General features: G+C 62.6%; 22 protein-coding genes and 1 pseudogene. 14 read left to right on the top strand and 9 right to left on the bottom strand.

Annotation, left to right across the window (positions count from 1 at the left end; translation table 11 throughout):
• The first annotated feature begins 91 nt into the window (after nucleotides 1–91).
• The 6 genes from R3C13_RS07915 (at nucleotide 92) to prfB (ending at nucleotide 8,979) form a co-directional block, all read left to right on the top strand.
• On the top strand, nucleotides 92–1,774 hold the full coding sequence (locus R3C13_RS07915) for an electron transfer flavoprotein-ubiquinone oxidoreductase (protein WP_371310271.1): 1,683 nt from the start codon (nucleotides 92–94) through the stop codon (nucleotides 1,772–1,774).
• A 116-nt stretch (nucleotides 1,775–1,890) separates the two neighbouring features.
• Nucleotides 1,891–2,091, top strand: a complete 201-nt coding sequence (locus R3C13_RS07910) for a hypothetical protein (protein WP_371310270.1) — start codon at nucleotides 1,891–1,893, stop codon at nucleotides 2,089–2,091.
• A 176-nt stretch (nucleotides 2,092–2,267) separates the two neighbouring features.
• Entirely contained in the window at nucleotides 2,268–2,987 is a 720-nt protein-coding gene (locus R3C13_RS07905; protein WP_371310269.1) for a hypothetical protein, read from the top strand.
• A gap of 91 nt (nucleotides 2,988–3,078) precedes the next feature.
• A complete protein-coding gene (locus tag R3C13_RS07900) occupies nucleotides 3,079–5,007 on the top strand; it encodes a tetratricopeptide repeat protein (RefSeq protein ID WP_371310268.1) in 1,929 nt (642 codons plus the stop codon).
• A gap of 86 nt (nucleotides 5,008–5,093) precedes the next feature.
• Nucleotides 5,094–7,784: a penicillin-binding protein 1A gene (locus R3C13_RS07895; RefSeq protein WP_371310267.1), complete on the top strand. Its 2,691-nt coding sequence runs from the start codon at nucleotides 5,094–5,096 to the stop codon at nucleotides 7,782–7,784.
• Between the two features lie 81 nt (nucleotides 7,785–7,865).
• A protein-coding gene (prfB, locus tag R3C13_RS07890; RefSeq protein ID WP_371310266.1) for a peptide chain release factor 2 occupies nucleotides 7,866–8,979 on the top strand; the annotation gives its coding sequence in 2 pieces (ribosomal slippage) (nucleotides 7,866–7,934 and nucleotides 7,936–8,979; 1,113 coding nt in all).
• 7 nt (nucleotides 8,980–8,986) lie between these two features.
• Here prfB and R3C13_RS07885 read toward each other — a convergent pair.
• The 4 genes from R3C13_RS07885 to R3C13_RS07870 form a co-directional block, all read right to left on the bottom strand.
• Nucleotides 8,987–9,349, bottom strand: a complete 363-nt coding sequence (locus R3C13_RS07885; protein ID WP_371310265.1) for a hypothetical protein — start codon at nucleotides 9,347–9,349, stop codon at nucleotides 8,987–8,989.
• A gap of 128 nt (nucleotides 9,350–9,477) precedes the next feature.
• On the bottom strand, nucleotides 9,478–10,236 hold the full coding sequence (locus R3C13_RS07880; RefSeq protein WP_371310264.1) for a hypothetical protein: 759 nt from the start codon (nucleotides 10,234–10,236) through the stop codon (nucleotides 9,478–9,480).
• Nucleotides 10,237–10,328: 92 nt separating this feature from the next.
• Nucleotides 10,329–11,510, bottom strand: a complete 1,182-nt coding sequence (locus R3C13_RS07875) for a hypothetical protein (RefSeq protein WP_371310263.1) — start codon at nucleotides 11,508–11,510, stop codon at nucleotides 10,329–10,331.
• A gap of 237 nt (nucleotides 11,511–11,747) precedes the next feature.
• A complete protein-coding gene (locus R3C13_RS07870; RefSeq protein ID WP_371310262.1) occupies nucleotides 11,748–12,560 on the bottom strand; it encodes a PhoH family protein in 813 nt (270 codons plus the stop codon).
• Nucleotides 12,561–12,816: 256 nt separating this feature from the next.
• On the opposite strand from R3C13_RS07870, the gene R3C13_RS07865 reads away from it, so the two are divergent.
• Together R3C13_RS07865 and R3C13_RS07860 are read left to right on the top strand one after the other, a co-directional pair.
• Nucleotides 12,817–13,347, top strand: a complete 531-nt coding sequence (locus R3C13_RS07865) for a gamma carbonic anhydrase family protein (RefSeq protein ID WP_371310261.1) — start codon at nucleotides 12,817–12,819, stop codon at nucleotides 13,345–13,347.
• A gap of 108 nt (nucleotides 13,348–13,455) precedes the next feature.
• Complete coding sequence (locus R3C13_RS07860; protein ID WP_371310260.1) at nucleotides 13,456–15,072, top strand: choline dehydrogenase; 1,617 nt, start codon at nucleotides 13,456–13,458, stop codon at nucleotides 15,070–15,072.
• Here R3C13_RS07860 and R3C13_RS07855 read toward each other — a convergent pair.
• Complete coding sequence (locus tag R3C13_RS07855; RefSeq protein WP_371310259.1) at nucleotides 15,069–15,620, bottom strand: PAS domain-containing protein; 552 nt, start codon at nucleotides 15,618–15,620, stop codon at nucleotides 15,069–15,071. The two genes, R3C13_RS07860 and R3C13_RS07855, sit on opposite strands and share 4 nt — an antisense overlap.
• 194 nt (nucleotides 15,621–15,814) lie before the next feature.
• Between R3C13_RS07855 and R3C13_RS07850 the strand changes: the two genes are divergently transcribed.
• Entirely contained in the window at nucleotides 15,815–16,780 is a 966-nt protein-coding gene (locus R3C13_RS07850; RefSeq protein WP_371310258.1) for a hypothetical protein, read from the top strand.
• A gap of 135 nt (nucleotides 16,781–16,915) precedes the next feature.
• Here the strand turns inward: R3C13_RS07850 and R3C13_RS07845 are convergent, their stop codons facing one another.
• Nucleotides 16,916–17,563, bottom strand: coding sequence for a hypothetical protein (locus R3C13_RS07845; protein ID WP_371310257.1), 648 nt, complete (start codon nucleotides 17,561–17,563; stop codon nucleotides 16,916–16,918).
• A gap of 90 nt (nucleotides 17,564–17,653) precedes the next feature.
• Between R3C13_RS07845 and R3C13_RS07840 the strand changes: the two are divergent.
• From R3C13_RS07840 to R3C13_RS07830, 3 genes and pseudogenes are all read left to right on the top strand, one after another.
• Nucleotides 17,654–17,905: pseudogene (locus tag R3C13_RS07840) on the top strand (zinc-binding dehydrogenase); the annotation flags it as partial.
• Nucleotides 17,906–18,138: 233 nt separating this feature from the next.
• Complete coding sequence (locus tag R3C13_RS07835; protein ID WP_371310256.1) at nucleotides 18,139–20,676, top strand: TonB-dependent receptor; 2,538 nt, start codon at nucleotides 18,139–18,141, stop codon at nucleotides 20,674–20,676.
• Between the two features lie 177 nt (nucleotides 20,677–20,853).
• A complete protein-coding gene (locus R3C13_RS07830; protein ID WP_371310255.1) occupies nucleotides 20,854–21,417 on the top strand; it encodes a DedA family protein in 564 nt (187 codons plus the stop codon).
• Between the two features lie 71 nt (nucleotides 21,418–21,488).
• Here the strand turns inward: R3C13_RS07830 and hfaD are convergent, their stop codons facing one another.
• Genes hfaD through hfaA form a run of 3 tightly spaced genes read right to left on the bottom strand, consistent with a single transcriptional unit; the run spans nucleotide 21,489 to nucleotide 24,162 of the window.
• Nucleotides 21,489–22,724, bottom strand: a complete 1,236-nt coding sequence (gene hfaD, locus R3C13_RS07825) for a holdfast anchor protein HfaD (protein ID WP_371310254.1) — start codon at nucleotides 22,722–22,724, stop codon at nucleotides 21,489–21,491.
• Between the two features lie 35 nt (nucleotides 22,725–22,759).
• Complete coding sequence (gene hfaB, locus R3C13_RS07820; RefSeq protein WP_371310253.1) at nucleotides 22,760–23,755, bottom strand: holdfast anchoring protein HfaB; 996 nt, start codon at nucleotides 23,753–23,755, stop codon at nucleotides 22,760–22,762.
• Nucleotides 23,752–24,162 carry a holdfast anchoring protein HfaA gene (hfaA, locus tag R3C13_RS07815; RefSeq protein WP_371310252.1) on the bottom strand — a complete coding sequence of 137 codons (411 nt, stop codon included), beginning with the start codon at nucleotides 24,160–24,162 and terminating at the stop codon, nucleotides 23,752–23,754. Before hfaA ends, hfaB begins: the two co-directional genes overlap by 4 nt.
• A 292-nt stretch (nucleotides 24,163–24,454) precedes the next feature.
• Between hfaA and R3C13_RS07810 the strand changes: the two genes are divergently transcribed.
• Together R3C13_RS07810 and R3C13_RS07805 are read left to right on the top strand one after the other, a co-directional pair.
• Entirely contained in the window at nucleotides 24,455–25,096 is a 642-nt protein-coding gene (locus R3C13_RS07810) for a rhomboid family intramembrane serine protease (RefSeq protein WP_371310251.1), read from the top strand.
• Between the two features lie 84 nt (nucleotides 25,097–25,180).
• Nucleotides 25,181–25,615 (top strand): CBS domain-containing protein, encoded by a 435-nt coding sequence (locus R3C13_RS07805; protein WP_371310250.1) that lies wholly within the window; start codon nucleotides 25,181–25,183, stop codon nucleotides 25,613–25,615.
• The last annotated feature ends 491 nt before the right edge of the window (nucleotides 25,616–26,106 follow it).

The following is a 26,106-nucleotide window of genomic DNA, read 5'->3' as shown; positions in this document are numbered from 1 at the left end:
GGGCGCTCTGGACCTTCGCGGCAGACACTGTAAGTGCTTAACTAATTACACGTATGGCGGGCAACTCAAACGCCGCAGCGAGGAGATAACAATGGCGGACGACGCTATGGAACGGGAGTCGATGGAATTCGACCTGGTCATCGTGGGCGGGGGCCCTTCCGGCCTGTCTGCGGCGATCCGGTTCAAGCAACTGGCCAATGAGGCGGGCGAAGACCTGTCCGTTGTGGTGCTGGAAAAGGGCGGCGAAATCGGCGCGCACATCTTGTCCGGCCTGGTGCTGGACCCGAAGGGCCTCGACGAGCTGATCCCGGACTGGCGCACCCGCGCTAACCGCCCGATCACCACCGAGGTCAAGATCGACAAGTACAAGCTGCTTGGCGAAAACGGCTCCGCCGAAGTCGGCTGGGCGCCGTTCCCGCCGCTGATGAGCAATCATGGCTGCTTCATCGGTTCGCTGGCCAATGTCTGCCGCTGGCTGGCCCAGGAAGCGGAGAATCTCGGCGTTGAAGTCTTCCCCGGATTTGCCGCTTCCGAGATCGTCTATGGCGAGACCGGTGAAGTGCGCGGCATCGTGGCGGGCGTTATGGGTATCGCCGCCGATGGCAGCCACAAGCCGGACTTCGAGCCCGGCATGGAACTGCTCGGCAAGTACGTCCTGTTCGCGGAAGGCGCGCGCGGCTCGCTGACCAAGGAACTGACCGACAAGTTCGGCCTCCGCGACAATTGCGATCCGCAGAAATTCGGCATCGGCCTGAAAGAGGTCTGGTCCGTGCCGGAAGAGAATTTCACCGAAGGCTTGGTGCAGCACACATTCGGCTGGCCGGTCATGGGCAAGAGCGGCGACGGCGGCGGCTTCCTCTACCATTTCCGCGACAATGGCGAGCCGTTCATTTCCGTCGGCTATGTGGTCCACCTGAACTACAAGAACCCCTATATTGCTCCGTATCAGGAGTTCCAGCGCTACAAGCATCATGCGGATGTCGTGCGTTACCTGAAGGGCGGCAAGCGCGTGGCCTATGGCGCGCGGGCGATCACGTCCGGCGGTATCCAGTCCATTCCTGAACTGGCCTTCCCCGGCGGTGCGCTGATCGGTTGTTCGGCCGGCTTCGTGAACCTGCCGCGCATCAAGGGCACGCACAATGCGATGAAGACCGGCATGCTGGGCGCGGAAGCTGCCTTCGCCGCCATCAAGGATGGCCGTCAGAGCGACGTGCTGTCCGAATACAGCCAGTCAGTCCGCGACAGCTGGGTCTGGAAAGACCTGTCGCCGGTGAAGAACATGAAGCCGCTGATGTCGAAATTCGGCACCCTGCTGGGCGCCATGATCGGCGTGCCGGACATGTGGATGCGCACACTGTTCGGCTTCGGCTTCCTGCCGACGCTGCGCCACACCAAGTCTGACGCCGCCTCTCTGAAGCCGGCCAAGAAGTTCAAGCCGATCGACTATCCGAAGCCCGATGGCGTCATCAGCTTCGACAAGCTGACCAATGTCTCTTTCACCAACACCTATCATGGCGAGGATCAGCCGGTGCACCTCGTCGTCAAGGACATGGCGCTCCAGAAAAGCTCGGAGCACGATATCTTCGACGGTCCGTCGGCGCGCTATTGCCCGGCCGGTGTGTATGAATGGGTCGATGAGGGCGGGGAGCTGAAGTTCCAGATCAACTCGCAGAACTGCATCCACTGCAAGACCTGCGACATCAAGGATCCGAACCAGAACATCAACTGGACCGTGCCGGAAGGCGGCGGTGGCCCGGCCTATCCGAACATGTGATTTCCGGCGGCCCTGAAAAAAATTTAGGGCCGCTGCATCCATTTCCGGGTCCGGATGCATCTCACTTTCAAAGGCCGGCGCATTGGGCGCGCCCGGCGGAAAAGTGGGAGATTATCATGCCGCGTTTGTCACACCTCGACCGCAACTGCGCCCTGATGGCGATTGCGAGCCTTTGCCTTTCCGGCTGCATCTCTGTGTCCAGTGCCCCGCCGATGCACACGGCCCGGGGACTGGTTCAGGAAGTGGTGCAGGCGGTCAACCACGGCACAGGCCGCGTTGTCCTGACCGCCGGGCCGGTCAAATTCCGGATCGGTTGAGCCTTAGGTTATCGTGAGCAAGATGTTCCTTGCGTGAGTGCGGCGCGCACCTCTTCGTGCCGCCGCACAAGGAGGCGGCGATCTTGGCGAACGCAGCGTCTGACTGAGGCTTCGCTCTTGCGGGGCAGGGCCGAAATTGCTTTTTGTTGACAGCAAGACGTGATGGAGGATGTCTGATGCGTGTCAGGCCACTTCTTGTTGCCGCTCTCCTGGCCATACCCCTGCCAGCCGCTGCTCTTACGAAGGACGAATTCACGGCGGCGATCATGAAGGTCTGGAGCATGGACGAGCAGGTCGCCACGCTCGGCTACAAGGCCATGCTGGCGAACGAGGATCTTGACGAAGGCCAGGTCAAATATGTCGAACTGGCCCTCGCCGGACAGCGCCGCACCCGCGGTGACGACATGACCGGCGCGTTCGACGACTATATCGCTTACATGACGCATTATCCCGATGCCGTGGGCGATGAATTCATCGGCGATCTGGATGGATTTCTCACCCAGTTCATTGCGACCAGCGAACGGGTCATCGCGTCTGAAGCGGTTGACGAGCAATACATCACCGACCTCTGGAATTTGGGCTACTGGTTCGATGCGGCTTCTGCGATGAAAATGGCACCGCCATCGCGCCCGGATGCGCTGCTGCTGAAGGACATGCAGCAGACCGGATACCTGTGTTCGTATGATCCGACCGCCGGTGGCGTGAAGTTCCGGTTCCGGCTGAACGATTTGGAACAGCCGTTGACATTCTGTCCGGACGACCACCTCGTGACGATCCGCTCACCCCAGCCCTTTATGGGTGGGCGGCTTCGGCAAACGGTCCTGTTGAAGTCCGGACTGGCCGCCGAAGTTCGGGCAGGGCTGGCCGAAGACCGCTCGCACGAGGACGTGAACTGAGATGAATGCTGTTTAACCATGGCGGCGCCTTGCTCTTGCCGTATGGGACTGCTTCACTCGCTGTAAACCTCTGCTGGAGTTTCATGGCCACATGCGTCTGAAAAATCTTGCTGCTGCCAGCGTCCTGGCCGTGTCCGTTTCCCTTGCTGGCTCGCTCGGTGCCTGCGCCTCGGCGCCAGTGGGCGTTACGCAGAAACCCGACCAGGCCGCGGTCGACGAAGCCTTTACCGGCCTGTCCGGTGCCGCGAAGGCGACGGCCGTGATCGATCATGACGGCAGACCTGTCGGTCTGTCGGCCTATCCGGCGCCGATCGATGCGGTGAAGGCCGGCGATATGGCGGCCTTCCTTACCATGACCCGCAACCTCGATGCGGAAGACCGCGCCGGGAGCCCGCTGCTCGACGCCTTCCTCGTGATCGACAAGGCCGCGGGCGGAGACATTGAAGGCGCCCGCACGGAACTTGCCCTCAGCGGCGGCGCGAATGAAGACGGGGAAACTGGCTTCTACACCTATCTCGACGCCTGGCTGCTTGCCCTTGAAGGCAATGAAGCTGAAGCCATCAAGCGTCACCGCGCTGCGGCAGGCAGCATGCCGGGCCTGACCGGAGACTTGTCGCTGGCGGCGATGCTGGAGGCCTTCGGCCATCCGGAACAGGCGCTCGCCGTGTATGAGGCGCTGACGCCCTCAAAGATCGAGGCGCCCGAACACGAGTTCGATCCCAAGGGGCTTCTCTACAGCCATATCAAGACCGTCGTGTCCCGCCACGCGCTGTTGCTGCAGCGGCTGGGCCGGATCGATGACGCAAAGGCGGTGTACCAGCAACTGGCCGATGCCGAGCCCGAACAGGCGATCAGCTACGCCGCCGCCCTGGAAAGCCTCCAGACCGGCAAGAACCTCGACAACAAGATGCTGACCATGCCGGCGGCCTTCTCCCAGTCCCTCTCGGATGTGTCGCGCGCCTTGCAGGAGCAGCGGATTATCCGGACCATCATGCTGGGTGGCCGGGCGGATGGGTTCGACGACCAGCGCTCGGCGCTCGATCAGGTCGCCCTGCTGGTCTACCCCGAAGACACGGGGCTGCGCTCGGCGATCATCGACGAGATGTACGCCAACGCGCTTTATGACGGCGTCGCGCATGTCGCCCTGACCGCGCCGGAGCCGACCGCCTCGCTGCAGATTGCGGCCGGGCAGGCGCTGCTGATGGAGGGCGACCAGCCAGGCGCCCGCGCCGCGATCGATCGCGCGCTCGACCTCGCTGATGACGACAATCGCCTGACCACGCTTTACGGCGCCCTGCAGCTGCATTCGCTGATGAATGACGAGAAAGCGTCGAAGGATCTCGTCAACGAGGTGATCGTCCTGTCGGGCAATGATGCCGAAAAGGCCGCGGCGCATGGGCTGGCCACCGAAATCTACAGCCAGTTCGGCGATTTCAAGGTCGCGGCGGATCATGCCGCCAAGGCGCGCGCGCTGGACGATACCCACGACCGACGCATCGTCCTCGCAGACGCGCTCGGCAAGAACGGGCAGATCAACGAGGCGCTGACTATCCTGCGGACTGAGCGGCTGGCACGCCCCAATGACCCTTACATGCTGAATACGCTGGGATATTTCCTCATCACCCGGACCGAAAAGCTGGACGAAGGCTTCCGCGAACTCAGCCGCGCTCGCGCCATGGCGGAGCATGACCCCTACATCGCGGACTCGCTCGGCTGGGCCTATTACCGCCTCGGCCATCTCAGCGAAGCAAAACGCCTGATCGAGCTTGCCCGTCAGGAACTGGAGCCGCACAAGCACTGGGAGATCGAATCGCATCTCGGTGACATCTATTGGCACCTCGGCGACAAAGAGGACGCAAAGGACGCTTGGCAGGCCGCGCTGGACAACCATCCGCCCGTGACCGAACGCGCCGAAATCGCGGAAAAACTGGCCAACGGCATCGTCGCAGCGGCCCCGGAACGCAAACCGTTGCCGGATGTGTCGCTGGACGATGGCGAAATCGGTAAGCAGGACATCTGACACCCGCCCTTTAACCCGCCTGCGGCGCGCCTTACTATCGCCGGAAAAGGCTGCGATTCCGTCTGACAGACGGCAGGGAATTCCTTATGGTCGACAAAAGATACCGAGAGGCCGATGAGCCACGGTCTGGTGGCAGCGCAACGGCTGGCCGTCTGCCTTCCTTGAACCTGCCGGGCCCGCCCTGGGTATGGGTCTGGCTGGGGCGGCTGTTCATCCTGGGCATTGTGCTGGCGATTGTTGGCATTATCGTCCTGTGGCTGTATTTCGCAGCGCTTGGCAGGACCGTCCCGTCGGTCGAAAAGCTGAAACTCTACGAACCGCCGATCACCTCCCGCGTGCACGCCGGCGATGGAACGCTGATTGCCGAATTCGCCGACCAGCACCGCGTGTTCGTGCCGTATGAATCGATCCCGAAACATGTGATCGAAGCCTTCGTTGCCGCGGAAGACAAAAACTTCTTCTCGCACCACGGCCTTGACTATGTCGGCATTGCCCGTGGCGGCCTCAATTCCCTGAAGAACAAGCTGACCGGATCCGGCGGCCTTCAGGGTGGGTCCACCATCACCCAGCAGGTGGCCAAGAACATGCTGCTGACTCGCGACCAGAACCTGACCCGCAAGGCGAAGGAAGCCATCGTCGCGCAGCGCATGGAAAAAGAGTTCTCGAAGGAGAACATCCTCGAACTCTATCTCAACGAGATCTATCTCGGCGGCCGGTCTTACGGTGTGGGCTCTGCGGCGCTCAACTATTTCAACAAGTCATTGCCGGAACTGGATCTGTCGGAAGCGGCGATCCTCGCCTCGCTGGCAAAGGCGCCGTCGGCCGTCAATCCGTACACGAACCCCGAGCGGCTGCTCGCTCGCCGCAACTATGTGCTCGGCCGGATGGTCGAGGATGGCTATGTCACGAAGGAAGAGGCGGATGCCGCCAAGGCGCTGCCGCTGACGACCACGCGCCGCCTCAAGGGCCCGGAATATGCGGCCGCGACGTACTTCGTGCAGGAGCTCCGCCGTGACCTGATCGGCTCCTACGGCGAAGACACGCTGGAGCAGGGCGGCCTGTCCATCCGCTCCACGATCGACACGCACCTGCAGCTTGCTGCGCAGGAGGCCCTGCAGAATGGCCTCATCGCCTATGACCGGCGTCATGGCTGGCGCGGCCCGGTCGCGACGATCGAGCCGGGCGACGGTGCGGTCGAAGCGCTCAAGGCAGTTCAGCTTCCGGGCGGCTATGGAACCTGGGAAGCGGCGATGGTGCAGGATGTGTCCAGCAAGGGCGCGGTCCTGTTGCTGACGGATGGCGCGACGATCAAGCTGCCGGCGGAAGAGGTCCAGTGGGCCGCGACGTTCAAGCCGGAAGGTGCCAAGCCCGGCCTGCAGGTTGGCCAGGTCGTCCTGGCGGAGCTGAAGCGCAAAGTGCTGAACGCGGCAGAGTCGCAGGCGCCGCCGCCTGAGACGCCCGAACTCGATCCCGACGGCAACCCGATCGATGCACCAGAGGCCCAGCCCGTTCTGGTGCCGGTGGGCAATGCAATCTTACGCCAGGTGCCGGAAGTTGACGGCGCGCTGGTTGCGCTGGATCCGCATACGGGCCGGATTCTGGCCATGCAGGGCGGCTATTCCTTCTTCAAGTCGAGCTTCAACCGCGTGACCCAGGCCAATCGCCAGACCGGGTCGAGCTTCAAGCCTTTTGTTTATGCGGCCGCGCTGGAAAAGGGCTACACGCCGGCAACGCGGATGCTCGACGCGCCGTTCGTTTCCTTCGATGTCTCGACCGGCGATTACTGGCGTCCGTCGAACTATACCGAGGGCCAGTCCTACGGCCTCGTCACCCTGCGCGTGGCGCTCGAAAAGTCGCTGAACCAGGTGACGGCGCGCGTGGCGCAGGACATCGGCATGGAGGCCGTGTCCGACCTTGCCGAGCGCATGGGCGTCTACAAGGACCTTCCTCCGTATCCGGCCATGTCGCTTGGCTCGGGCGACACTTACCTGATCGACCTCGTCCGGGGCTACGCTGCCTTCGTCAATGGCGGCAAGAAGGTAACACCGACACTGCTCGACCGCGTGCAAGACCGTCATGGCCGCACGATGTTCCGGCACGACACGCGCCCTTGCGAGGGCTGCCAGGTGGAAGAGTGGAACGGCGAAGGCCCGCCTGAACTCGCCGACACGCGTGAGCAGGTTCTGGACCCGGTCATCGCCTACCAGATCACGCATATGATGGAAGGCGTGGTTGAACGCGGCACTGGCCGCCGGGCGCTGAAGGTCGGCAAGCCGCTGGCAGCGAAGACCGGTACGACCAACGACTATCGCGACGCCATCATGGTCGGCTTCTCCCCTGATCTTGTGGTCGGTGTGCGCGTCGGTTTCGACGATAACCATCCGCTTGGCGAAGGCGAGGCCGGTGGCTCTGTAGCCGGCCCGATCTTCACCGAGTTCATGGAAAAGGCGCTCGCCGACCAGGCCGCCATACCGTTCCGGATCCCGCCCGGCGTGCGCCTCGTAAAGATCGACGCGCGCACCGGCGAGTTGCCGGGGCCGGAAACGGGCGTCATCATCGACGAAGCGTTCCGTCCGGGTACGGAGCCTGGCCTGTCTGCCTTCTCGAGCAGCGATGACTGTCTCTCGATCTCGGGCGATTGCAGCACCGGCGGCAGCAGCCCGCCGAGCGTGTCCGGTTTCGATCCGGAGCGCGATTCCGGCGTCGTGCCGGAAACGGCCGATCCTGCGGTTCCGGTTGAGACCGCCGTCAAGAAAGACCTCGGCGACATCTATTGACCTGTTGCCGGTTTTGACCCGTCCGGGTGGGTGCGCTATAGCCCCGCCCGCATAGAAATCTCCATTTGAAAGGCCCGTTCCATGTCTGCAGAAATCAAGTCGCTTATTGACCAGATCCGCCAGTCGGCCGGCCTGCTACGGAGGCGTCTTTGACTGGGATACAGCCACAAAACGCCTCGATGAGCTGACCAATCTTTCCGAACGTCCGGACTTCTGGGACGATCCGCAGGCCGCCCAGGCCATGATGCGTGAGCGCCAGAAGCTGGCCGAAGGGATTGAGACAGTCGAAGTCCTCACCAAGGAAGCCGATGACGCTCTGGAACTGCTCGAACTCGCCGAAGGCGACGAGGGCATGGTTGCAGACCTTGAAGCGTCGCTGACGCGTGCGGCCGAGCGGGCTGAAAAGGCCGAACTCGCTGCGCTCCTGTCCGGCGAAGCCGACGGCAACGACGCCTATATCCAGATCAATGCCGGCGAGGGCGGGACGGAGAGCCAGGACTGGGCCTCGATCCTGCGGCGCATGTATGCGCGCTGGGCCGAGAAGCACGGCATGGCCGTCGAGGAAATGGACGAGCGCGAAGGCGAGGAGGCGGGCATCAAGTCCGCCACGCTGCAGATCAAGGGCGAGAGCGCCTATGGCTGGCTGAAGTCGGAACAGGGCGTGCACCGCCTCGTGCGGATTTCGCCCTTCGACAGCTCGGCGCGGCGGCACACGTCTTTCGCCTCGGTCACGGTGACGCCGGTGATCGACGACAATATCGACATCGAGATCAATCCCTCCGATGTGCGAACTGACACGTACCGGGCCTCAGGCGCAGGCGGCCAGCACGTCAACCGGACCGACTCTGCCGTGCGCCTGACGCACATCCCGACCAATATCGTGGTGCAGTGCCAGAACGACCGGTCGCAGCACAAGAACCGCGACCAGGCCTGGAAAATGCTGCGTTCTCGCCTCTACGAACTTGAGATGCAGAAACGGCGAGCCGTCGCCGATGCGGCTTATGCCGGCAAGAGCGAGATCGGTTTCGGCCACCAGATCCGCTCCTATGTGCTGCAGCCCTACCAGATGGTGAAAGATCTGCGGACCGAAGTGGAAACCTCGGACACGCAGGGTGTGCTGGATGGCGACATCGACCGCTTCCTGTCGGCAGCACTCGCGGCATCGGTTTCGAAAGAAGAAGACGCGGAGGCCTGATTCCGGATCAGGCCTTCGGGCAGCGGGACCATTTCTTGGCGTTTTCCCAGTCGGACTTGGTCCCGGTCTCGTCTTTTTCAGCGAGCAGGAACGCATTATCCGTGACCCACACGGCGACCAGAGACGCGTTGTTGTTCTGCAGCCAGGGATTCTTGCCTTCGAACGATTTGACGTCCCAGTCGCCAAGATCCTTGCGGGGCATGGCCACATGGATCGTGTCTTCGTCGACCTGATCGATGGTCGCCGGGGCGTCGCAAGTGGTGAGCGGCGCATCGACAACATAGCCGAGCACGTCCGGCGGCGCGATGGCCCACGCGCCCTCAAACGGTGCGGAATCCGCAGGTTCTGCGGTTAGTTCAGCACTCGCCATCAAGGCGATGCCCGCCAAGGCGCAAAGAAGTACTGTACGCTTCATGGCCCCAATGGTTAACCGCAATCAGCTCCGTGGGGAAGTCCCAACCAATAGAACCGGCCAGGCATGACCAGAAGTCAGGCAGTTCAAGGTGTCATCGGGTCAGGTAGTGCCGCCATGATGGGCGCGGATTCCTCTGATGGGCCAAGCAGGGCGGAACGATACCGGCCGCCTCCGCATCCATTGGCGAATTCTTTGCGGTAAACTTCAGCGAGGGGCTGTTCCCAGCCGATGTCAGCAAAATTCTCTGAGACATTTACGTACCGAATGCGCAGATGCTGCGCCCGTTCGGCCGAGTTCATTCTCTCGAATTCAGCTGCTGACAGTTTGTAGTCGTCGACATAGCCATACATGAAAACGTCGCGGCCAGTGCCACCATCGCCCTCATCGATCCGCGCAAGGGCGAGGAATGAAGCATATTGCCTCCGGCTGTCAGACGCAGCTTTCCGGGGTTCGCGGACGATGACGCATCCGAAATTCAATGCGCTCTTTCGCGCCGCCCATATTTCTGAGGTTAGTTCATAGGCATGGTCGGCACCTTGATCTGTCGGGTCTGAGGCGAACAGAAGTCCCTTCTCATCGAAATAGTGCGGATCTCTTGAGAAGAGCGTCTCGAAATCCAGATCGCGTTCAAAGACATCCTGGTCGCGGCGCTTCAAGCCGCTTGCGAATGACCGATTGACAAACTTCACAAGTTCATTCTGTCCTGGTTCAAATACCTGCTTGTCCCGATCAGGATGGCAATAATTCGCTCCACCATTTGCCACGATGTAGGGTTGGCTGACGGAACCAGGCTTGAACCCGTAGCAAGTATCTCCAACCTCAAAAAATATGTCCTTCGTCACCTTATCCGTATTCAGGATCTGGAATGTTTTTCCCTGGAAGGGTCCGCGTGAGAAGCTGATCGTCCGCCCGTCTGCCGCCAGAACGGGCGGAGTTACTTTTTTTCGAGGACCGCTCGTCCGACCCCCATCTTCTCAAGATCCTGCAACGTGGTCGGCTGGAAACAATGCGTGAAGTCGAAGTCATCGCGATTGGACTGCACTTCATACATGGCGTAGTTGACCAGCGCGCGGTCCCAGCGATTTAGGCGTTGGCCGACAAAACCTGTCTGCAGGCGCCGGCATCCGTCCATGAAGACCTTTTCGTCTTCCGTGGCCTGCCAGTTGTCGAAACTGCCATTGCCGGTCCCGAATTCCTTTTTGAGATAGGAAAGGATGGTTTCGCCCGAGCCCAGGGGTATCCCGAGAACGACCTGCGCAGGCTGCACGCTGCTCACCGGGGGATGCTGATGCCGCGACACGTTTAGCAGGCTTGATCGTGTGCCAAGGTCTATCGTCAGATTGGCGCTCGATTGTTTGGCAACATCGCCGATCTTGAAATTGATTTCGACCGGGCCTTCGTCAGCCGAGAAGGTCAACCGCCTGGAGAAAGCCTGCGATTCCTTGATGTCGAAACTCGTCAGAAAGCGGTTGAGCAGCTTGTCCAGCTGGTCGGAGGCCAGCCCCGCAAGCTGTTCATTGCTGGAGGCGGTTCCGATTTCCGTCAGCAGGCTGAACAGGTCCGAGCTTGTATTCGATGTTTCCCAGAAATCCACAGAAACCAGAACGTCCCCGCCGGCGAGGCCGATATTGAAGTAGGGGCTTTCCTGTCCGCCTGAATTGGTTTCGATCCGGCATCCCTTCTTGGCATCATAGGTCATCGCGAGGAGTGGTATCTTGACCAGGGACTGGTCCGCGGCCCCACTTGATTTGACTTCCAGAGACAGGCCGGCAGTCGATTTCTTTGTGCTGACCAGATTGGCGAGAGCGCCGAGTACCCCTTCTCTGGGGCACACTCCCGACGAGGTGTCGAAGCCGGTAAAGTCAGGGCGCACATACCCATAGAGATGGTCGCCTGTGACGGGGTTCCCGTCAGCATCCGAAAATTTGTAGATGTCGTTGGAATTTGACGTTGTAACGAGCGTTCCGCCCTGAACGGTGCCGATGACGCGTTCTATTGTATTGGGCGTGACCGTCTGTACCAGGCTTTCTTTTGGCTTTTTGGTTGCGTCGTCTGTTGTGCAGCCCGCAAGCGCGAAGCTTCCAAGTGCAGATGTCAGAAAAATATGTGTTTTCATGCGCGCCCCCTGCTGTTAACCAAAAATTAACCGAACGAGCACCGGAAGGCAAGTTTTTGGCCTGAGGGAGTGCTTGCCTGACAAGTTGCGTGAGGCTGCCTGAAATTTCCAATGGTAACAACGCAACGAACCTCCGGGTACATACCAAGTCCGCTAAAAGACAAATTGAATACCGGGGTAAAAAAAATCCCGCCGGGGTAGTTCCCGGCGGGATTTGTCATTCAATGACTTCGAACGTTACAGCACCTCGAGCATTTCCTGCACGAGCGGGTGGCGCACCACATCCTTGCCTTCGAGCTTGATGACGGCAGCGCCGGAAAGCTGCTCCAGCCGCTCGGCCGCCTTGGAGAGCCCTGAGAACTCCGGCAGCAGGTCCGACTGGTTCGGGTCGCCGGTGATCACCATGGTGGAGTGCCAGCCAAGGCGGGTCAGCAGCATCTTGAGCTGCGTGTAGGTGCAGTTCTGCGCCTCGTCGATGACGATGAAGGCATTGTTCAGCGTGCGCCCCCGCATGAAGCCGATCGGAGCAATCTCGATGACCCCTTCGGCGAGCATGTGCTTCAGCTGGCCGGGCGAAAGCCGGTCGGACAGGGCATCGTAGAGCGGGCGCAGATATGGCGCGAGCTTGTCTTCCATGGCGCCGGGCAGGAAGCCGATCTGCTCACCGGCCTCCACCGCGGGGCGGGAGAGGACGATGCGGGCGACCTTGCCCTTTTGCAGGGCCTCGACCGCCTTGCAGATGGCGAGATAGGTCTTGCCCGTGCCGGCCGGGCCGAGCGCGGCGACGAGCGCATGGTCGTCCATGGCGGTCATCAGCCGGGCCTGGTTTTCAGACCGGGGCTTCACATTCTTCTGGTAACGCTGTGCCCTGTCGCCTTCGGGGGCCGTCGCGGCGCGTTTGCGCTGGTCGGCATCGTCGGGATGCCAGGACCTGCCGCCCTCGATGGCCTGAAGACGCGGACCCCTCATCTGGCCGGTTTCTTCGAACCAGGCATTGAGGTTTACTTCCGAGCCGGTCTTCATGCGCTTGGCGGCATTGCGTTTACCCATGGGTGGTCTCCTTGGCTGCAGGGACTAAAAAAGCCGCTGGCAAAATTGCACAGCGGCTGGCTGGAAACTGGGAGGAAGAGAAGCCCGAGGGCCGCCGTAGCGGCCGGGCCAGTTCCCGGGGTTCGGTTCCGGGCGGCGAAAGTCGACAAGGTCTGCTAATGACCGTCTCCTATCCGAATCTGTTGATGATTAGACGATAGCAGGGTTATCAACCGGTAAAGATTAATTCCGCCGGCGTAATGAAGAGGATCTGCACATGGCAATTTTTGAGCTGGACGGCCGGAAACCTGCCTTGCCAGCGAGCGGCAACTACTGGGTCGCGGAAAACGCCCAGGTGATGGGGCATGTGATTCTGCAGGAAAACGCCTCGATCTGGTACGGCGCCGTCGTGCGAGGCGACAATGACCCGATCACGATCGGCGAGAACTCCAACATCCAGGATGGCAGTGTTCTGCATACGGATGTTGGCATGCCGCTGACCATCGGGCGGGACGTGACCGTGGGGCACATGGTCATGCTGCATGGCTGCACCATCGGGGATGAGACGCTGATCGGGATTGGCTCGACCATCCTCAACGGGGCGAAGATCGGGAAGAACTGCATCATCGGGGCGCATGCACTGATCCCCGAAGGCAAGGAGATTCCCGACAACTCCCTCGTTATGGGCGCGCCGGGCAAAGTGGTGAAGGAAGTTTCCGCGCACCAGATCCAGGTCATCAAGATGTCGGCGCTGCACTATGTGGAAAACTGGAAACGCCACAAAGCGGGCCTGAAGCGGATCGACTGAATTTCCTCTTCTCCTTGACCATGGGGCAACGGCCCGGCGGCCTTTACTTGGCGCGCAATCGTTCACAATGTGCGCGAAACGCTGAGCCAGAAAGCCGGATGAAGCCCTATGGAAACTTATGATTACGTCATCGTCGGTGCCGGAAGTGCCGGGTGCACGCTGGCCAACCGCCTGTCCGCCGACCCGGCGATCAAGGTCTGCCTGATCGAAGCGGGCAAGAAAGACAACTCCCTCATGGTGCGGATGCCGGCGGGCGTCGGCAATCTCATCAAGCAGCAGAACGACTATAACTGGGGCTTTCACACAGAGCCTCAGAAACACATGAACGGGCGCAAGCTTTACTGGCCGCGTGGCCGGGGCTGGGGTGGGTCGTCGTCGATCAATGGCATGATCTATATTCGCGGCCATTCAGGGGATTACGACCAGTGGGCCCAGATGGGCCTCAAGGGCTGGGACTATGCAAGCGTCTTGCCTTACTTCAAACGCTCGGAAACGCTGGACAAGGGCGAGGACGAGTTCCACGGCGGCGCCGGCCCGCTGCATGTTTCCTCGGCCCCATTGTCCAGCCCGCTTTACCGGGCCTTCATTCAGGCGGGCGAGCAGGCAGGCTATGCGAAGACCGACGACTTCAACGGTGCGCAGCAGGAAGGGTTCGGCCCCTACCAGCGCACGATCCACAAGGGCGAGCGCTGGAGCGCGTCTTATGCCTATCTCCGGCCGATCGTGGATGTGCGGGAGAATCTCACAGTCATTTCGACAGGTCGCGTGACGAAAGTCCTGTTCGATGGCACCCGCGCGAAAGGCGTGGAGGTCGTCGAAGGCAAGGGCAGCCTGCCGCAGACCATCTTTGCGGGATCGGAAGTGATCCTGTGCGCGGGCGCAGTCCAGTCGCCGCAGCTCCTGATGTTGTCGGGGATTGGCGATGCGAGCCAGCTTGGACGGTTCGACATCAAGCCTGTCGTCGACTCGAAAGGCGTGGGCCAGAACCTTCAGGACCATCTCGATGTCACGGTCATTCATGAGATGACGCAGCCGATCTCAGCCTATTCCATGCAGAAGGGGCTGAAGAAGCTGGGTGTCGGGATCCGCTACCTGATGAACCAGACAGGTCCGGGGGCGGACAATTTTCTGCAGGCAGGCGCATTCCTGAAATCCCGCGAGGGATTGGAAATGCCGGATATCCAGTTGCACCTCGTCAATGCGATCATGATGGATCATGGCAATCATGATCCGCAGAAGGACGGTTATACGGTCCATGCCTGCCAGCTGCGCCCCGAAAGCCGGGGCCGGGTGTGCCTGTCTTCAGCGGATCCGTTTGCCGATCCGGCGATCGACCCGAACCATCTTGCGACCGAAGAAGACCGCAGGGCGATGCGTCAGGCGGTGAAAATGGTCCGCGAGGTTTGCGGGCAGGCGGCACTGAAGCCGTTTACGGGCGCCGAGATCATGCCGGGTTCAGGCGTGGTATCGGACGAGGACATCGATGCCTTCATCCGCCGCACGGGCGAGACGATCTATCACCCGGTCGGGACCGTGGCGATGGGAACGTCGGATACCCAGCCGGTCGATGGCGAGCTGCGCGTGAAGGGCACCGAGGGACTGAGGGTGGTGGATGCGTCCGTGATGCCGACTCTGATCGGCGGCAACACGAACGCCCCCACCATCATGATCGCCGAGAAGGCGTCAGATCTGATTCTCCGCAAGCCGGCGCTTCTGCCGGCCTAGCCGTTCGAGGCGACCAGTTTCAGTTGCGGGCCTTCGGACCTCGTGTCCGGCGGGACGAGCATGGAAATACGATGGCGCCAGACCGGGCGGCCCTTCAGCATGGGTTCGCCGCCGAGGGCCTGATACAGGCCGAGGAGGCGGTAGGCGCCGGGGCGCTCGGCCGCATGGGCCAGGGGCATCAGCGACACTTCCAGTTCCACGCGCTGGCCCGTCATGGTCTCGCCGCGGCCGCGGACCACGCCGGGCGCGCCGTCGAGGCGGATGGCCTCGAGGAAGGCGCCCATCATCTTGCGGTCCGGACCGGTCCAGAGATCGAGGAAGTTGTGATTGGTCAGCTGGCGGCCGAGGAGGCCGGTGACCGCCTCGCCGGCATTGCGGAACAGCCAGGCATTGTCACGCATCTGCTGGATCACGAACAGGCGCTCGACCAGTTCGGGATGGTCGTTGACCTGGGGCGTCTTGCCGGCACCGGCGCCGGGAGCGGCGTTGAGGCGCCGCCAGGCATCCAGCAGGACGCGGGTATTCGGGTGGATGGTCCGGTCAACCATGGCGGGCGTTTTCTCCAAATAGTATTCGTGGCCCGCTCTGGGGCATTCTGGAGCCCACATCCGCAATAAATGTTCCAGTTGGCGCAATTCCCGCCTGTGGCGAGATTTGTGCCGGCCCTTGGTTTTTTTTCGCCTGTCAGGGATTCCGGCACGGCATTTGCGGGGTCGCGGACGTAATGTCGGGGAGACTGACGATGAACGTACCAAGCCGGAACACAACTTTCGCGGGAATCGCCCTTGGCGCTCTAATGTCCCTCGGCGGGACGGCCATTGCAGACCAGTGCGGGACAGGTTGCGGCGCGGGGCCGGTGGTTCCGGGGCCGGTATTTGTGGGCGCTCCGGGCGTGACACCCGGCACGGCGACGACCTCTTCGGGCAGCTCGGCCTGCTGCGGCGCCGGGAGATCCGTGAATGTCCAGGTTCCGGGCGTGACGATTGCCGGGCCGGATATTGTGGTCGGGGCACCGAATGTCTCGGTTGGCCGCATGGAACAAAGCTATTCCTCGCTTGAGACGCAAAGCTTCCTGATGCGCCAGGAACGCCAGCAATTCATGATGGGCGGCTCGGGCGCCTGGACGGTTGAAGAGCCCGCCGCGGCGACCTCCACCACGTTCCAGGAAACCGAACGCTATACCGAAACCGTGACCGAGCAGGTGCCGGTGACGGAAGAGATCTGCCGCGACGAGATTTCCTCGACCGTCGCATTCCGCCCGGTTCAGGCCGTCTGCCTTGATGACAAGGGCGCGCCGCATCCGGCATCGCGTCTCGACAATTCCAAATCGGTTGCCGGGACTTTCTCCGGCGAGGTGTTCCGCTGCATGGCCGGCACCCAGATGCAGGTGACGATGGGCCGTCTCGACGGCAACCAGATCAGCTTCGATCGCGGCGAGACCTTCTCCTGCCAGAAGGGCGAGGCGCTGGTTCACAAGCCGGGCGGCCGCCTGGTCTGTGCCCCGCAGACGCCTCAGCGCAATTGCAATGAGCGCTCGCTGCTGCGCCGTTACGGCCCCGGCGTGAAGCTGGTGCAGACCCGCGCCATGACCCGCGTATGCACGCCGCAGACGACTTACCAGCAGGTGTCCCGCAAGGTTGAGAAGGAACGCCCGCTGCCGCCGCGCCGGATGATCCTGAATGGCGGCGTGGGCAACACCGCGTACTGATTTATCGCCCGCCACATCACACCGTGGCGCAACTTGACCCCGCTTTCCTTCCGGAAGGCGGGGTTTTTGTTTGCGCCAGCACGTGCGCCCGGAAACGCTGTCGCGCTCCGGCAAAATTCCCGATTGTTCGCAGCGTCAGCCCGTGTCCGGCCAGTCGCCGAGCGCCTTGTTCAGCAGGCCCGTCAGGGCCGTGGCGATGAGGCCGAGGTCGACCGGCAGGCGATGGCGCCCGTCGAGTGGCGCGACATGCGGCTTCGGCTCTCCGGCCGCCTGCCAGCGGCGGATCGTGCGGGCGAGGCGCTTTGCGTAAACGTCCGGACTGTTCAGCACACGGGTGAGTTCGACCCAGCGCCGGAACAGGCGCTCGGCCGGCACCGGGCCGGTCGCGCGGGCTCCGGTAAAACTCCGGAAACACTCCGGCAAGGCTCCGGAGGGCTCCGGAACGAGGCGAAAGGTGGCGCGGGGCCTGCGGACGGCCGTCCGCGGCGCGTCACCGGCAGCGCGCGGTGCGGCCGGCGCCAGCTCGACCTCCAGCGCCATCAGGAAGATCAGGCGGCGGATCATCACGGCGAGTGCCCGCATCTGCCGGGCCGCGCGCCGGGCAACGCCCCGCGCCATGAAATCCGGCCTCAGGTGCAGCTCCGCCCGGCCAATAATCGCCACCAGCGCATCGCCAAGGACACGCAGCGCATGGGCAAGGAAATCTTCCGGCAGGCTCATCCGGGCAAGATGGACCCGCGCCGAATGCGGCGGATAGATTTTTCCGGGATGCGTCTCCTGCAACAGGACAGCGCGCCTGTCAGGGTGGGTTGAGCGACGCGATACCCAACTCACTGCGCGCGCATGTGACGGCCGTTTGCAGCGCCGGGCGGGCGGCTGGTACGCACGGTCGCCGGGCTGTCGGAGATGCTGGGCGGCGGGATATGGCCCGTGCGCAAGGGCAAGCGGCTGGTGGTCGGCGTTTCGGAGGACCGGGCCGCGCTGCTGGATGAGATCTTGCAGCTGGTCTGCGCGCAGAAGGTCCGGCCGGTCATTCAGGAAACGCTCAACTTCGGCGAGATCCGAAAAGCCTACGAAATTACGGATTCAGGCCGCAAGCGCGGCAGCGTCGTCCTGACGTTCTGAGCCGGGATGCCGGGGACAGGAGAAAACGCTGCGGATTCTGCCACAGGCATCTGGATCATGCCCTGTCAGCGGAGCTGCGTGGTTTTCCGGCAACAGGTTGGGGCGGGGCGCTGCAAATTTTACCCAAGGTGGCTTGCTCGTGCCGACAGGCCCGATAGTTATGGCAGGTGGCCAGAAGTGCCGCAGGCGATTCCTCCAATCATCCAGATAACTTGCAAAGGGAGCTGACCTCAGTGTCAAAATTCAATTTCACCCCGCGCGCGGGCTTCCGCACCGCGCTGACCCTTGGTGTCGGCCTGTCGGCGCTCGCCGCCGCCCAGATCCCCGCCAATGCCCAGGAAGCGACGGAAGAAGATTCCGCCCGCACGCTGCAGACGGTGACCATCACCGCGACCAAGCGCGAGCAGACCCTGCAGGACGTGCCGGTGGCCGTTTCGGTTGTCGGCGACAAGGTGATCGAACAGGCCGAGATCGTTGACCTCAACGACCTGCAGTCGCTGGTGCCGTCGCTGCGCGTCAGCACGAACCAGTCTTCCGCAAACACGACGTTCTCGATTCGCGGCTTCGGCAACGGCTCGAACAATGCCGGCATCGAACCGTCGGTCGGCGTGTTCATCGACGGCGTCTACCGCTCGCGCTCCGCAGCGCAGATCGGCGACCTGCCGAACATTGAGCGCGTCGAAGTCCTGCGCGGCCCGCAGTCGACCCTGTTCGGCAAGAACGCCTCTGCCGGCGTCATCTCGATCGTGACCAAGAAGCCGCAATTCGAGCAGGCCGGTTCGGTTGAAGCCACGGTTGGCAATTACAGCCAGTTCCGCCTTGCCGGCGACATCACCGGTCCGATCACGGACAAGGTGGCCTACAGCCTGTCGGCCAATTACAACAAGCGTGACGGCTATGCCGACGACCTCAACACCGGCACGGACCTCAACGACCGCGACCGCTGGGGCGTGCGCGGCGAACTGCTGATAGAGGCGAGCGATGCGCTGAGCTTCCGCGTCATTGGTGACTATGACCAGATCGACGAAATCTGCTGCGTGGCCGGCAACCTCGTCAACGGCCCGACCGGCGCCGCCGTGATGGCGCTGGGCGGCATGCTGGATGCGGAAAATCCGTTCTCGTACAATGTGTACAACAATTTCGACTCGACCAACGAGATCGAGAATTCGGGCCTGTCCGTCCAGGCGGACTACAAGATGGGCTTTGCGGACCTGACCTCGATCACGGCCTACCGCACCTCGTCGCTGGCTTCGAACCAGGACTCCGACTTCACGAGCGCCGACCTGCTCGGCATCAACGCGAACGAGACCGACATCGACACGTTCAGCCAGGAACTGCGCCTGACCTCGAACGGCGATGGCGCGATCGACTGGATGGTCGGCGCCTACTATTTCGACGAGAGCGTCGATATCGCCAACCAGATCGGCTACGGCTCTGACATTCGCAGCTATATCGACATCCTGTCCTCCGGCCTGCTGAGCGGTCTTGAGCCGGTTGTGTTCGGCGTTGCACCGGGCACGTTCTTCCAGGACGGCCAGGGCATGGTGGAAACCTTTGGCCAGGACAACACGGCGTTCTCGCTGTTTGGTACGGTCGACTATCATCTGACCGACCGCCTGACCGCGACGGTCGGCCTGAACTACACCCAGGACAACAAGGACGCCTTCGGCAATGTGACGGTGACCGACACGTTCTCGGCGATCGACCTTGACCCGCTGGCACCGTACATCTCGCAGGCGACGCTTGGTGGCCTCCTGATCGGGGCAGGCGTGAACCCGACCGACATGGCAGCCGTCGGCGCTTTCGCGACGGCGTATCCTTCCGTGTTTGCAGCCATGCAGACCGCGGCCGCGGGTGCGACCGAAGACCTTCAGGACCTTCAGTTCTTCCCGCAATTCCTGAACTTCCCGAATGCGGTGGAGGGCGGATCGACCAATGATACCGACACCACCTACACGCTCCGCCTTGCTTACGATCTGACGGACAATATCAACGTGTACGGATCGTATGCGACCGGCTTCAAGGCGTCGTCGTGGAACCTGTCGCGTGACAGCCGTCCGACGCCGGCAGACTATGCGCTGCTGACCACCGGCGGCCTGCTGCTGCCGAACCTGTCGACCGGTACGCGCTTTGCGGGTCCGGAAGAGGCCAAGGTGTTCGAAATCGGCCTGAAAGGCGCGTGGAGCAACTTCGCGGTCAACGTCGCCCTGTTCGACCAGACGATCGACGGCTTCCAGCAGAACGTGTTTACGGGCACGGGCTTCGCACTGGCCAATGCCGGTGAGCAGTCGACCCAGGGCGTCGAGATCGACGCAACCTGGAGCCCGATCGAGAACCTGACGCTGGGCTTTGCCGGCACGTTCATGGATCCTGTCTATGATAGCTTCCCGAACTCGTCCGCCGGCGATATTTCCGGCCAGAAGCCCTATGGCATTGCCGACACCTCGACCTCGGTCTCGGCAGCCTATGACTTCACGCTGCACGGCATGGACGCCTTCGTCCGCGGCGACTGGCAGTATGACGGTTCGTCCGAATACTTCGACGAGCCGGTCAACCGGGCCCTGTACCCCGAAACGCGGGAATACAGCCTGTTCAACATGTCGGCCGGTGTCACCACCGCAAACGACATCAGCGTCACGGTCTGGGGACGGAACATCTTCAATGAAGAGTACATCACCGTCGCCTTCCCGTCGGTGGCTCAGTCCGGCTCGATCTCGGGCTATCCGAACCAGCCGGCAACCTATGGTGTGACGGTGCGCAAGCGCTTCTAGGCTCCTGGCCTGATCCCATCGAGAAAGCCCCGCCGCATGGCGGGGCTTTTTTTGTCATAACGCAGGGGAAATGGGGCGAAGCAGCGCGGGGACCGTCCGAGGCTGGAAATGCCGGCGCCCGCAGGCTAGACATACCGGGCTCGCCCGGAGCCGCAGAAGAGTGGGAAGACACCTGGCATGGAATGGCTCCAAGAAGCTTTTGCCGCTTATAGCTGGGGCATCTACCTGGTCGTGTTCATCGGGCCGTTCATCCAGGAGGATGCGGCGATTGTCGGCGCGGCGGCGGCCTCAGCCGGCGGGGCGGGCGACCCGACCGCGATCTTCACGCTGTTGCTGATCGGTCTCGTGCTCAGCGATGTGTGGAAATACTGGGCCGGGCGCTATGCCGTGACGCACCCGAAGGTGCGCCACTACGCTGAAAAGCCGCGCGTCCTCGCCTTCAAGGACCGGATTTTCACGCGCCTTGGCCTGTCCCTGCTGACGGTACGCTTCGTTCCGGGCACGCGGATCCCGTTTTACCTCGCCGCCGGCTTCTTCAAGGCGCCGTTCCCGAAGTTCATCATCATCCTGTGCTCGACGGCGCTGCTGTATGTGACGCTGGCCTTTGCGCTGTTCCACTTCCTCGGCATGGCGCTGGGCGAGGAAGTGCGCCAGTGGATGCCACTGGCGGTCATCGTGATCGTGCTGGTGATGGTGGGGATCGAGGTGGTGAAGCACCGCCGGGCCGGCGACGCGCCCTGAGCAGGCAAAAAGAAGCCCCGCTTACGGGGGTTGAGCGGGGCTTCAGCTTGCTGCAGGGGCAGGGGAACCGGTCAGTTCCCGCCGCCGCCTGAGCCAAACGTGGAGGCGTTGCCGATGGCCGTGGCAGAGCCCATCACCATTCCGGCGACCGGCGTGTTCACATAGCCCGTGGCGGTGATGTTGCCGGAGTTCATCTGGGACGTGCCGCCATAGACGGCGCTGTCGCCGCAGAGGTTGCACAGATAGGTGCTGGTGGCGTTGCCGATGGAGACGGCGTTCGCCATACCGCTGCCGCCGACCCAGGACTGGCCGACAAGGGCCGCGCTGGAGGAGACGTCGCCAGTGTTCGACTGGGTCGTGTACATCGCCGTATCGGTGCCGACATTCGACACGAGGGCCGAGTTGCCGACACCATAAGCCGAGGAGACAGCATAGCCGGACCAGTGGTCGAGCTCGACATAGGAGGCGGCGTCGACGTCGGCGCCATTGTCCTGCGTTGCCGGAGCGCCGTCGAGGCCGAGCGAGGTGTAGCCCCACTCATTGTTGACGACGACCGAGTTGCCGGAGGCGGTGGACATGTTGGTCACATCGTTGCCGTCCAGCATGTAGACATCGGAGTCGGCGGTGATGGTGGTACCAGCGGCGGTCGTCTGGTCGGTCGTGACGATGCGCGTGGCGGTGTAGCCTTCGGCGGAGATGACGTTGCCGGCTGCCGTGGTGAGCAGCGTGGCGGACCAGCCGCCGCAGCAGTCGACGGCATTGGTCGAGGCGCTGACATCGCCTTCGGAAACCTGCGTCTGCGTGCCACCGGCGGTGCCATAGTCATTGGCGGAGACCGAGACGTTGGCAGCGGCCGTGGTGGCCGTGCTGAGCGCGCTGGAGCCCTGCAGGCTGACGATGGCGGAGGCAGACGTGTCGCCGCTCATGGTCTGGCTGGTGTTGACGGCCGCGTCGCCGGCCCAGGTGCCCGCCGTGGAGGCGTTGCCGTAGGCGGTGGTCGAGCTCATGGCCGTGCCCCACACTGTGCCGCCGCGAAGCTGGCTGGCGGCGGTGGAGTCGCCTGTCATGGACTGGGTCGCGGTATAGTCGACGCTGCCCATGTCGAACACGGCGGCGGCGGTGTTGCCGACCGAGGTTGCGACGGCGGTGGCTGCGTCGGCTTCGCCCGGCACTTCCACGTCGAGCGTGGCGAGCATGTTGCCGAGCTGGACCTGGTCGATGACGATCGGCTCAGCGAGGGCCACCTGGGCCGCAGCAAGGGCTGCGGCGGCCGAGGCGGTGAGGAGCTTGCGCGTGATCATTGCCATTTGAATATCCCCCTTCAGGGCAGGATCGGTCAGGATCAGTAACGGCCGCGGATGGCGCCGAGCGGCTGGTCGCCGGAGCGGTAGGGCTGTTCGCGGACCTGGCCGTTATAGTCGGCGACATTGTCGTAGGCCGGCAGGAAGTCGCCCGTGGTGCCGTTTGTGGAGGCGAGGACGCCGAGGTCACCGCAGACATCCGTGTTCGGAGCACCGTACATGTTGGCCATCATTTCCAGGACGGCGCGCTCGATGGTCGAGCGGACGGCGAGCTGGATCGGCTCCTGCGAACGGCCGCCGACGCCGACGTCGAAGACGTTGCCATTGGCGAAGTCGAACACGCCGAGCGACACTTCACGACCGATGATCTGCTTCTGGTAGGAGATCACGTCGACCACGTTGAGGGTCTTGGTTTCCACCATGCGCAGGTCGATGGCGACGTTGATGACGAACATCTTGGCGCCGAAGGTGCCTTTCGGGTCCATCGCGTCGGTGTCGCCGACAAAGGCTTCGCCGCCGACCGAACGGATGTTGTAGTTCAGTTCGGTGATGCCGCCGACGAGGTAGAAGTCGGAGCCGGCCACTTCGCCTGCAGTGATCTTGGCGTAGGAACCGTTGCCGTCTTCGATCAGCTTGTTGTTCTTGAAGTTGAGTTCCATCTCGGTGACCGAGGTGTCGAAGCGCTCGACGAGGCGGGCACCGGCCTTGGCGAAGGCCGACATGGCCATCAGGGAGGCGCCCTGGGTCACGCGGCGGCCGCCTTCGATGTCAGCCTTGCCGGTATAGTCGAGGATGCGGCCGACAGCGATGCGCGGTGCACGGATGTTCGAGTTGCGGGCATACTGGCCCATGCACACGAGGCTTTCCGAGTAAGGCGTCGGGTTGGCCGTGACCGGCGCATTGCCGATCGGCTTGGCATAGTTGCCACCGGGGCCAGCCACCGGGCTGACACAGGCGGTCAGGGCCATCGCACCGCCAAGCACGGCAGCAGCCGTCTTGCCACGAGCGCGCAGAGAGAGGCTCTTGAAGGTTTTCATTCGTCGGATCCCCCGGTAAGGACGACAGTCTGGTCGCCCGTGTTAATCTGTGTGCTGTCAATGATGATCGTGTTGAACGATCCATTGGTGATGACGTTGAGCTGGTTGCCGACGGCCATGCCGGAACCGATCATTCCGCTGGCGCCGTCGGTCTGGCCCCAGCCGGTGTAGAGGCCGCTGCCGAGCGAGGAGCCGCCATTGATGAGACCGTTGATGACGACCCGGTTGCCGAGCTCGTCGCGGGTGTTGGTGCCGTCATACGGGCGGTCTTCGGTGCCGTAGTCCCAGCCATAAGGGCGCTCGAACTCGGCGAGATAGCCGGCTTCCTGCGCCATGGCGGCCGGCGCAAGAGCCGCGGCCGTCACGGCCAGCGCCGCGCTGATGGAAAGAAGGGTCACTTTAGTCATGTTTCACGTCCCGAAGGGCTGGCCGAAAGCCTGATTTGCCGGATCAGTTGCAACGCACGTGCCAGTTGCTGTGCCAATTTCGCCTGTGCGGGGAGCGCCGGAATGGGGCACAGGCCCGCCCGGAAGCGCAAAATCTTCAGGAATTGCAGAGGTTTTGGCCCATACTGTCCCCGCGTGGCACAACCGGCGGGGGAATCGCGGAAATTCTCGCCAGACGCGCCACAGGCGAGAAGGATGAAGGCCGCTGACCCGGAAAAACAGGGTTCCTCCGATCATCGAAGCGCCTCCGGCCGTGGCCGGACTGGCCTTATTATTACTGATTGCGCATGGCGCGCGGATCCTGATGCCGGCGAATGAGAGCCTGGCCTTCCTGATGGGGGCGAGCCTGCAGCCTGACCGGTTCTGGGCCAGTCTGGGCCAGGGGCCGGGCGGATTCGAGCCTTATAATTCGGCCTTCGCGGCGGCGATTACCCTGGTTTCAGAGGCTTTCCTGCATGATGGCTGGGGCGCGGCCCTGCTGAATGCGGCGCTGGTGGTGATGCTCGGCCGGCCTGTGCATCAGGGCCTTGGCGGCACGGGGCAGGCGGCGCCGGCGCGATTCCTGATCCTCTTTATATGTAGCGTTGTTGGCGGGTCGCTGGCGCACCTGCTCTGGCATTATCCGGCGGGAATCGCCCTGATCGGGGCTTCCGGCGGGGCGAGCGGCCTGCTGGGCGCGTGGTTCCTGAAGGGGCGGGGGCCGGGCGGGCGCATCCTGTCGCAACGATTCCTGGTCGTGTTCGTGGCCTTCGCCGCCGTCAATATCGGCCTGATCTGGGCCGGGCCCGTGCTTCTGGGCGCAAGAATCGGCTGGCAGGCCCATATCGGGGGCTTCCTGGCCGGCGCGCTGGCCTACCGGGCCCTGCGCCCTGGCTGGACCGGTCCCCGTTTCTGAACAGAATCGCTAGGCCGAAAGATTTGTGGTACATCTGCCTGACCGGTGAGATCGGTCAGCGGTCCGCCGTGAGGGAGGACTCGCATGACCATAGACCAGATCCTGAATGACAAAGGGCGCACCGTCATCGCCATTCTGGCGACCAAGACGCTGAAACAGGCCGCAGAATTGCTGGACCAGAAGCGAATCGGCGCGATCGTGACGCTGACGCCCAAGGGCGAGATCATGGGCGTCCTGTCGGAACGGGATATTGTGCGCCAGGTGGCCCGCACGGGTCCGGCCGCGCTGGACATGCTGGTTCAGGACGCCATGACGCGCGAAGTCATCACGATCGACAGCAAGACCGGAATCGATGCGGCGCTCCAATTGATGACCGACCGGCGCGTGCGCCACCTGCCGGTTCTGCGCGATAGCAAGCTTTGCGGCGTCGTTTCGATCGGCGACCTGGTGAAGTGGAAGATCGCCGATGCAGAAGCTGAAGCCGAAGCGATGAAGTCGTATCTTTCCGCTCAGTTCTGAATTTTCAAGGTTCTAGCCTTAATCTCCGGGTCCGCTCCGCCATTGCTGCAACAGCGATCGCAGCGAAAAGCGCATTTTTGTGTCGAAAAGCTGCACAAGGGGGTTGCGGCCCGGACGAGGTAGGTCTATCTCGCGGCCTCTGCCAAGGCGGACCCCGAAAGGACCCCGAGGCGGTGCCCGCAAAAGGCACCTGCATGGTGAAAAAGGTATTGCCTAATTCGCCGAACAGGGGCTATATATGCGGTTCCTCGAAACGCTCGGACACGAGGGCCGGTTTCCGGCCTAGGGTGTCTTTTGCGCTGAAAATCTGGCGGTCAGACGGGTCAAACCGGAAACTGCAGAAAGCGCAAAAAAGAGTGTTGACGGGCAAAAGGGCGGCCCATATAAGCCGCCACTTCCGGACGGGGCCACGGCTTCTGAAGGGCCCCGGAACTTCGGTTCCAGCTGTTTGACATCGTAAGAGATTAAGGAAGAGAAACGCAGGCGGCGTG

It is taken from the genome of Hyphomonas sp. (assembly GCF_041398385.1).
Lineage (GTDB): Bacteria > Pseudomonadota > Alphaproteobacteria > Caulobacterales > Hyphomonadaceae > Hyphomonas.
This window is presented reverse-complemented; position numbering and strand designations above follow the sequence as displayed.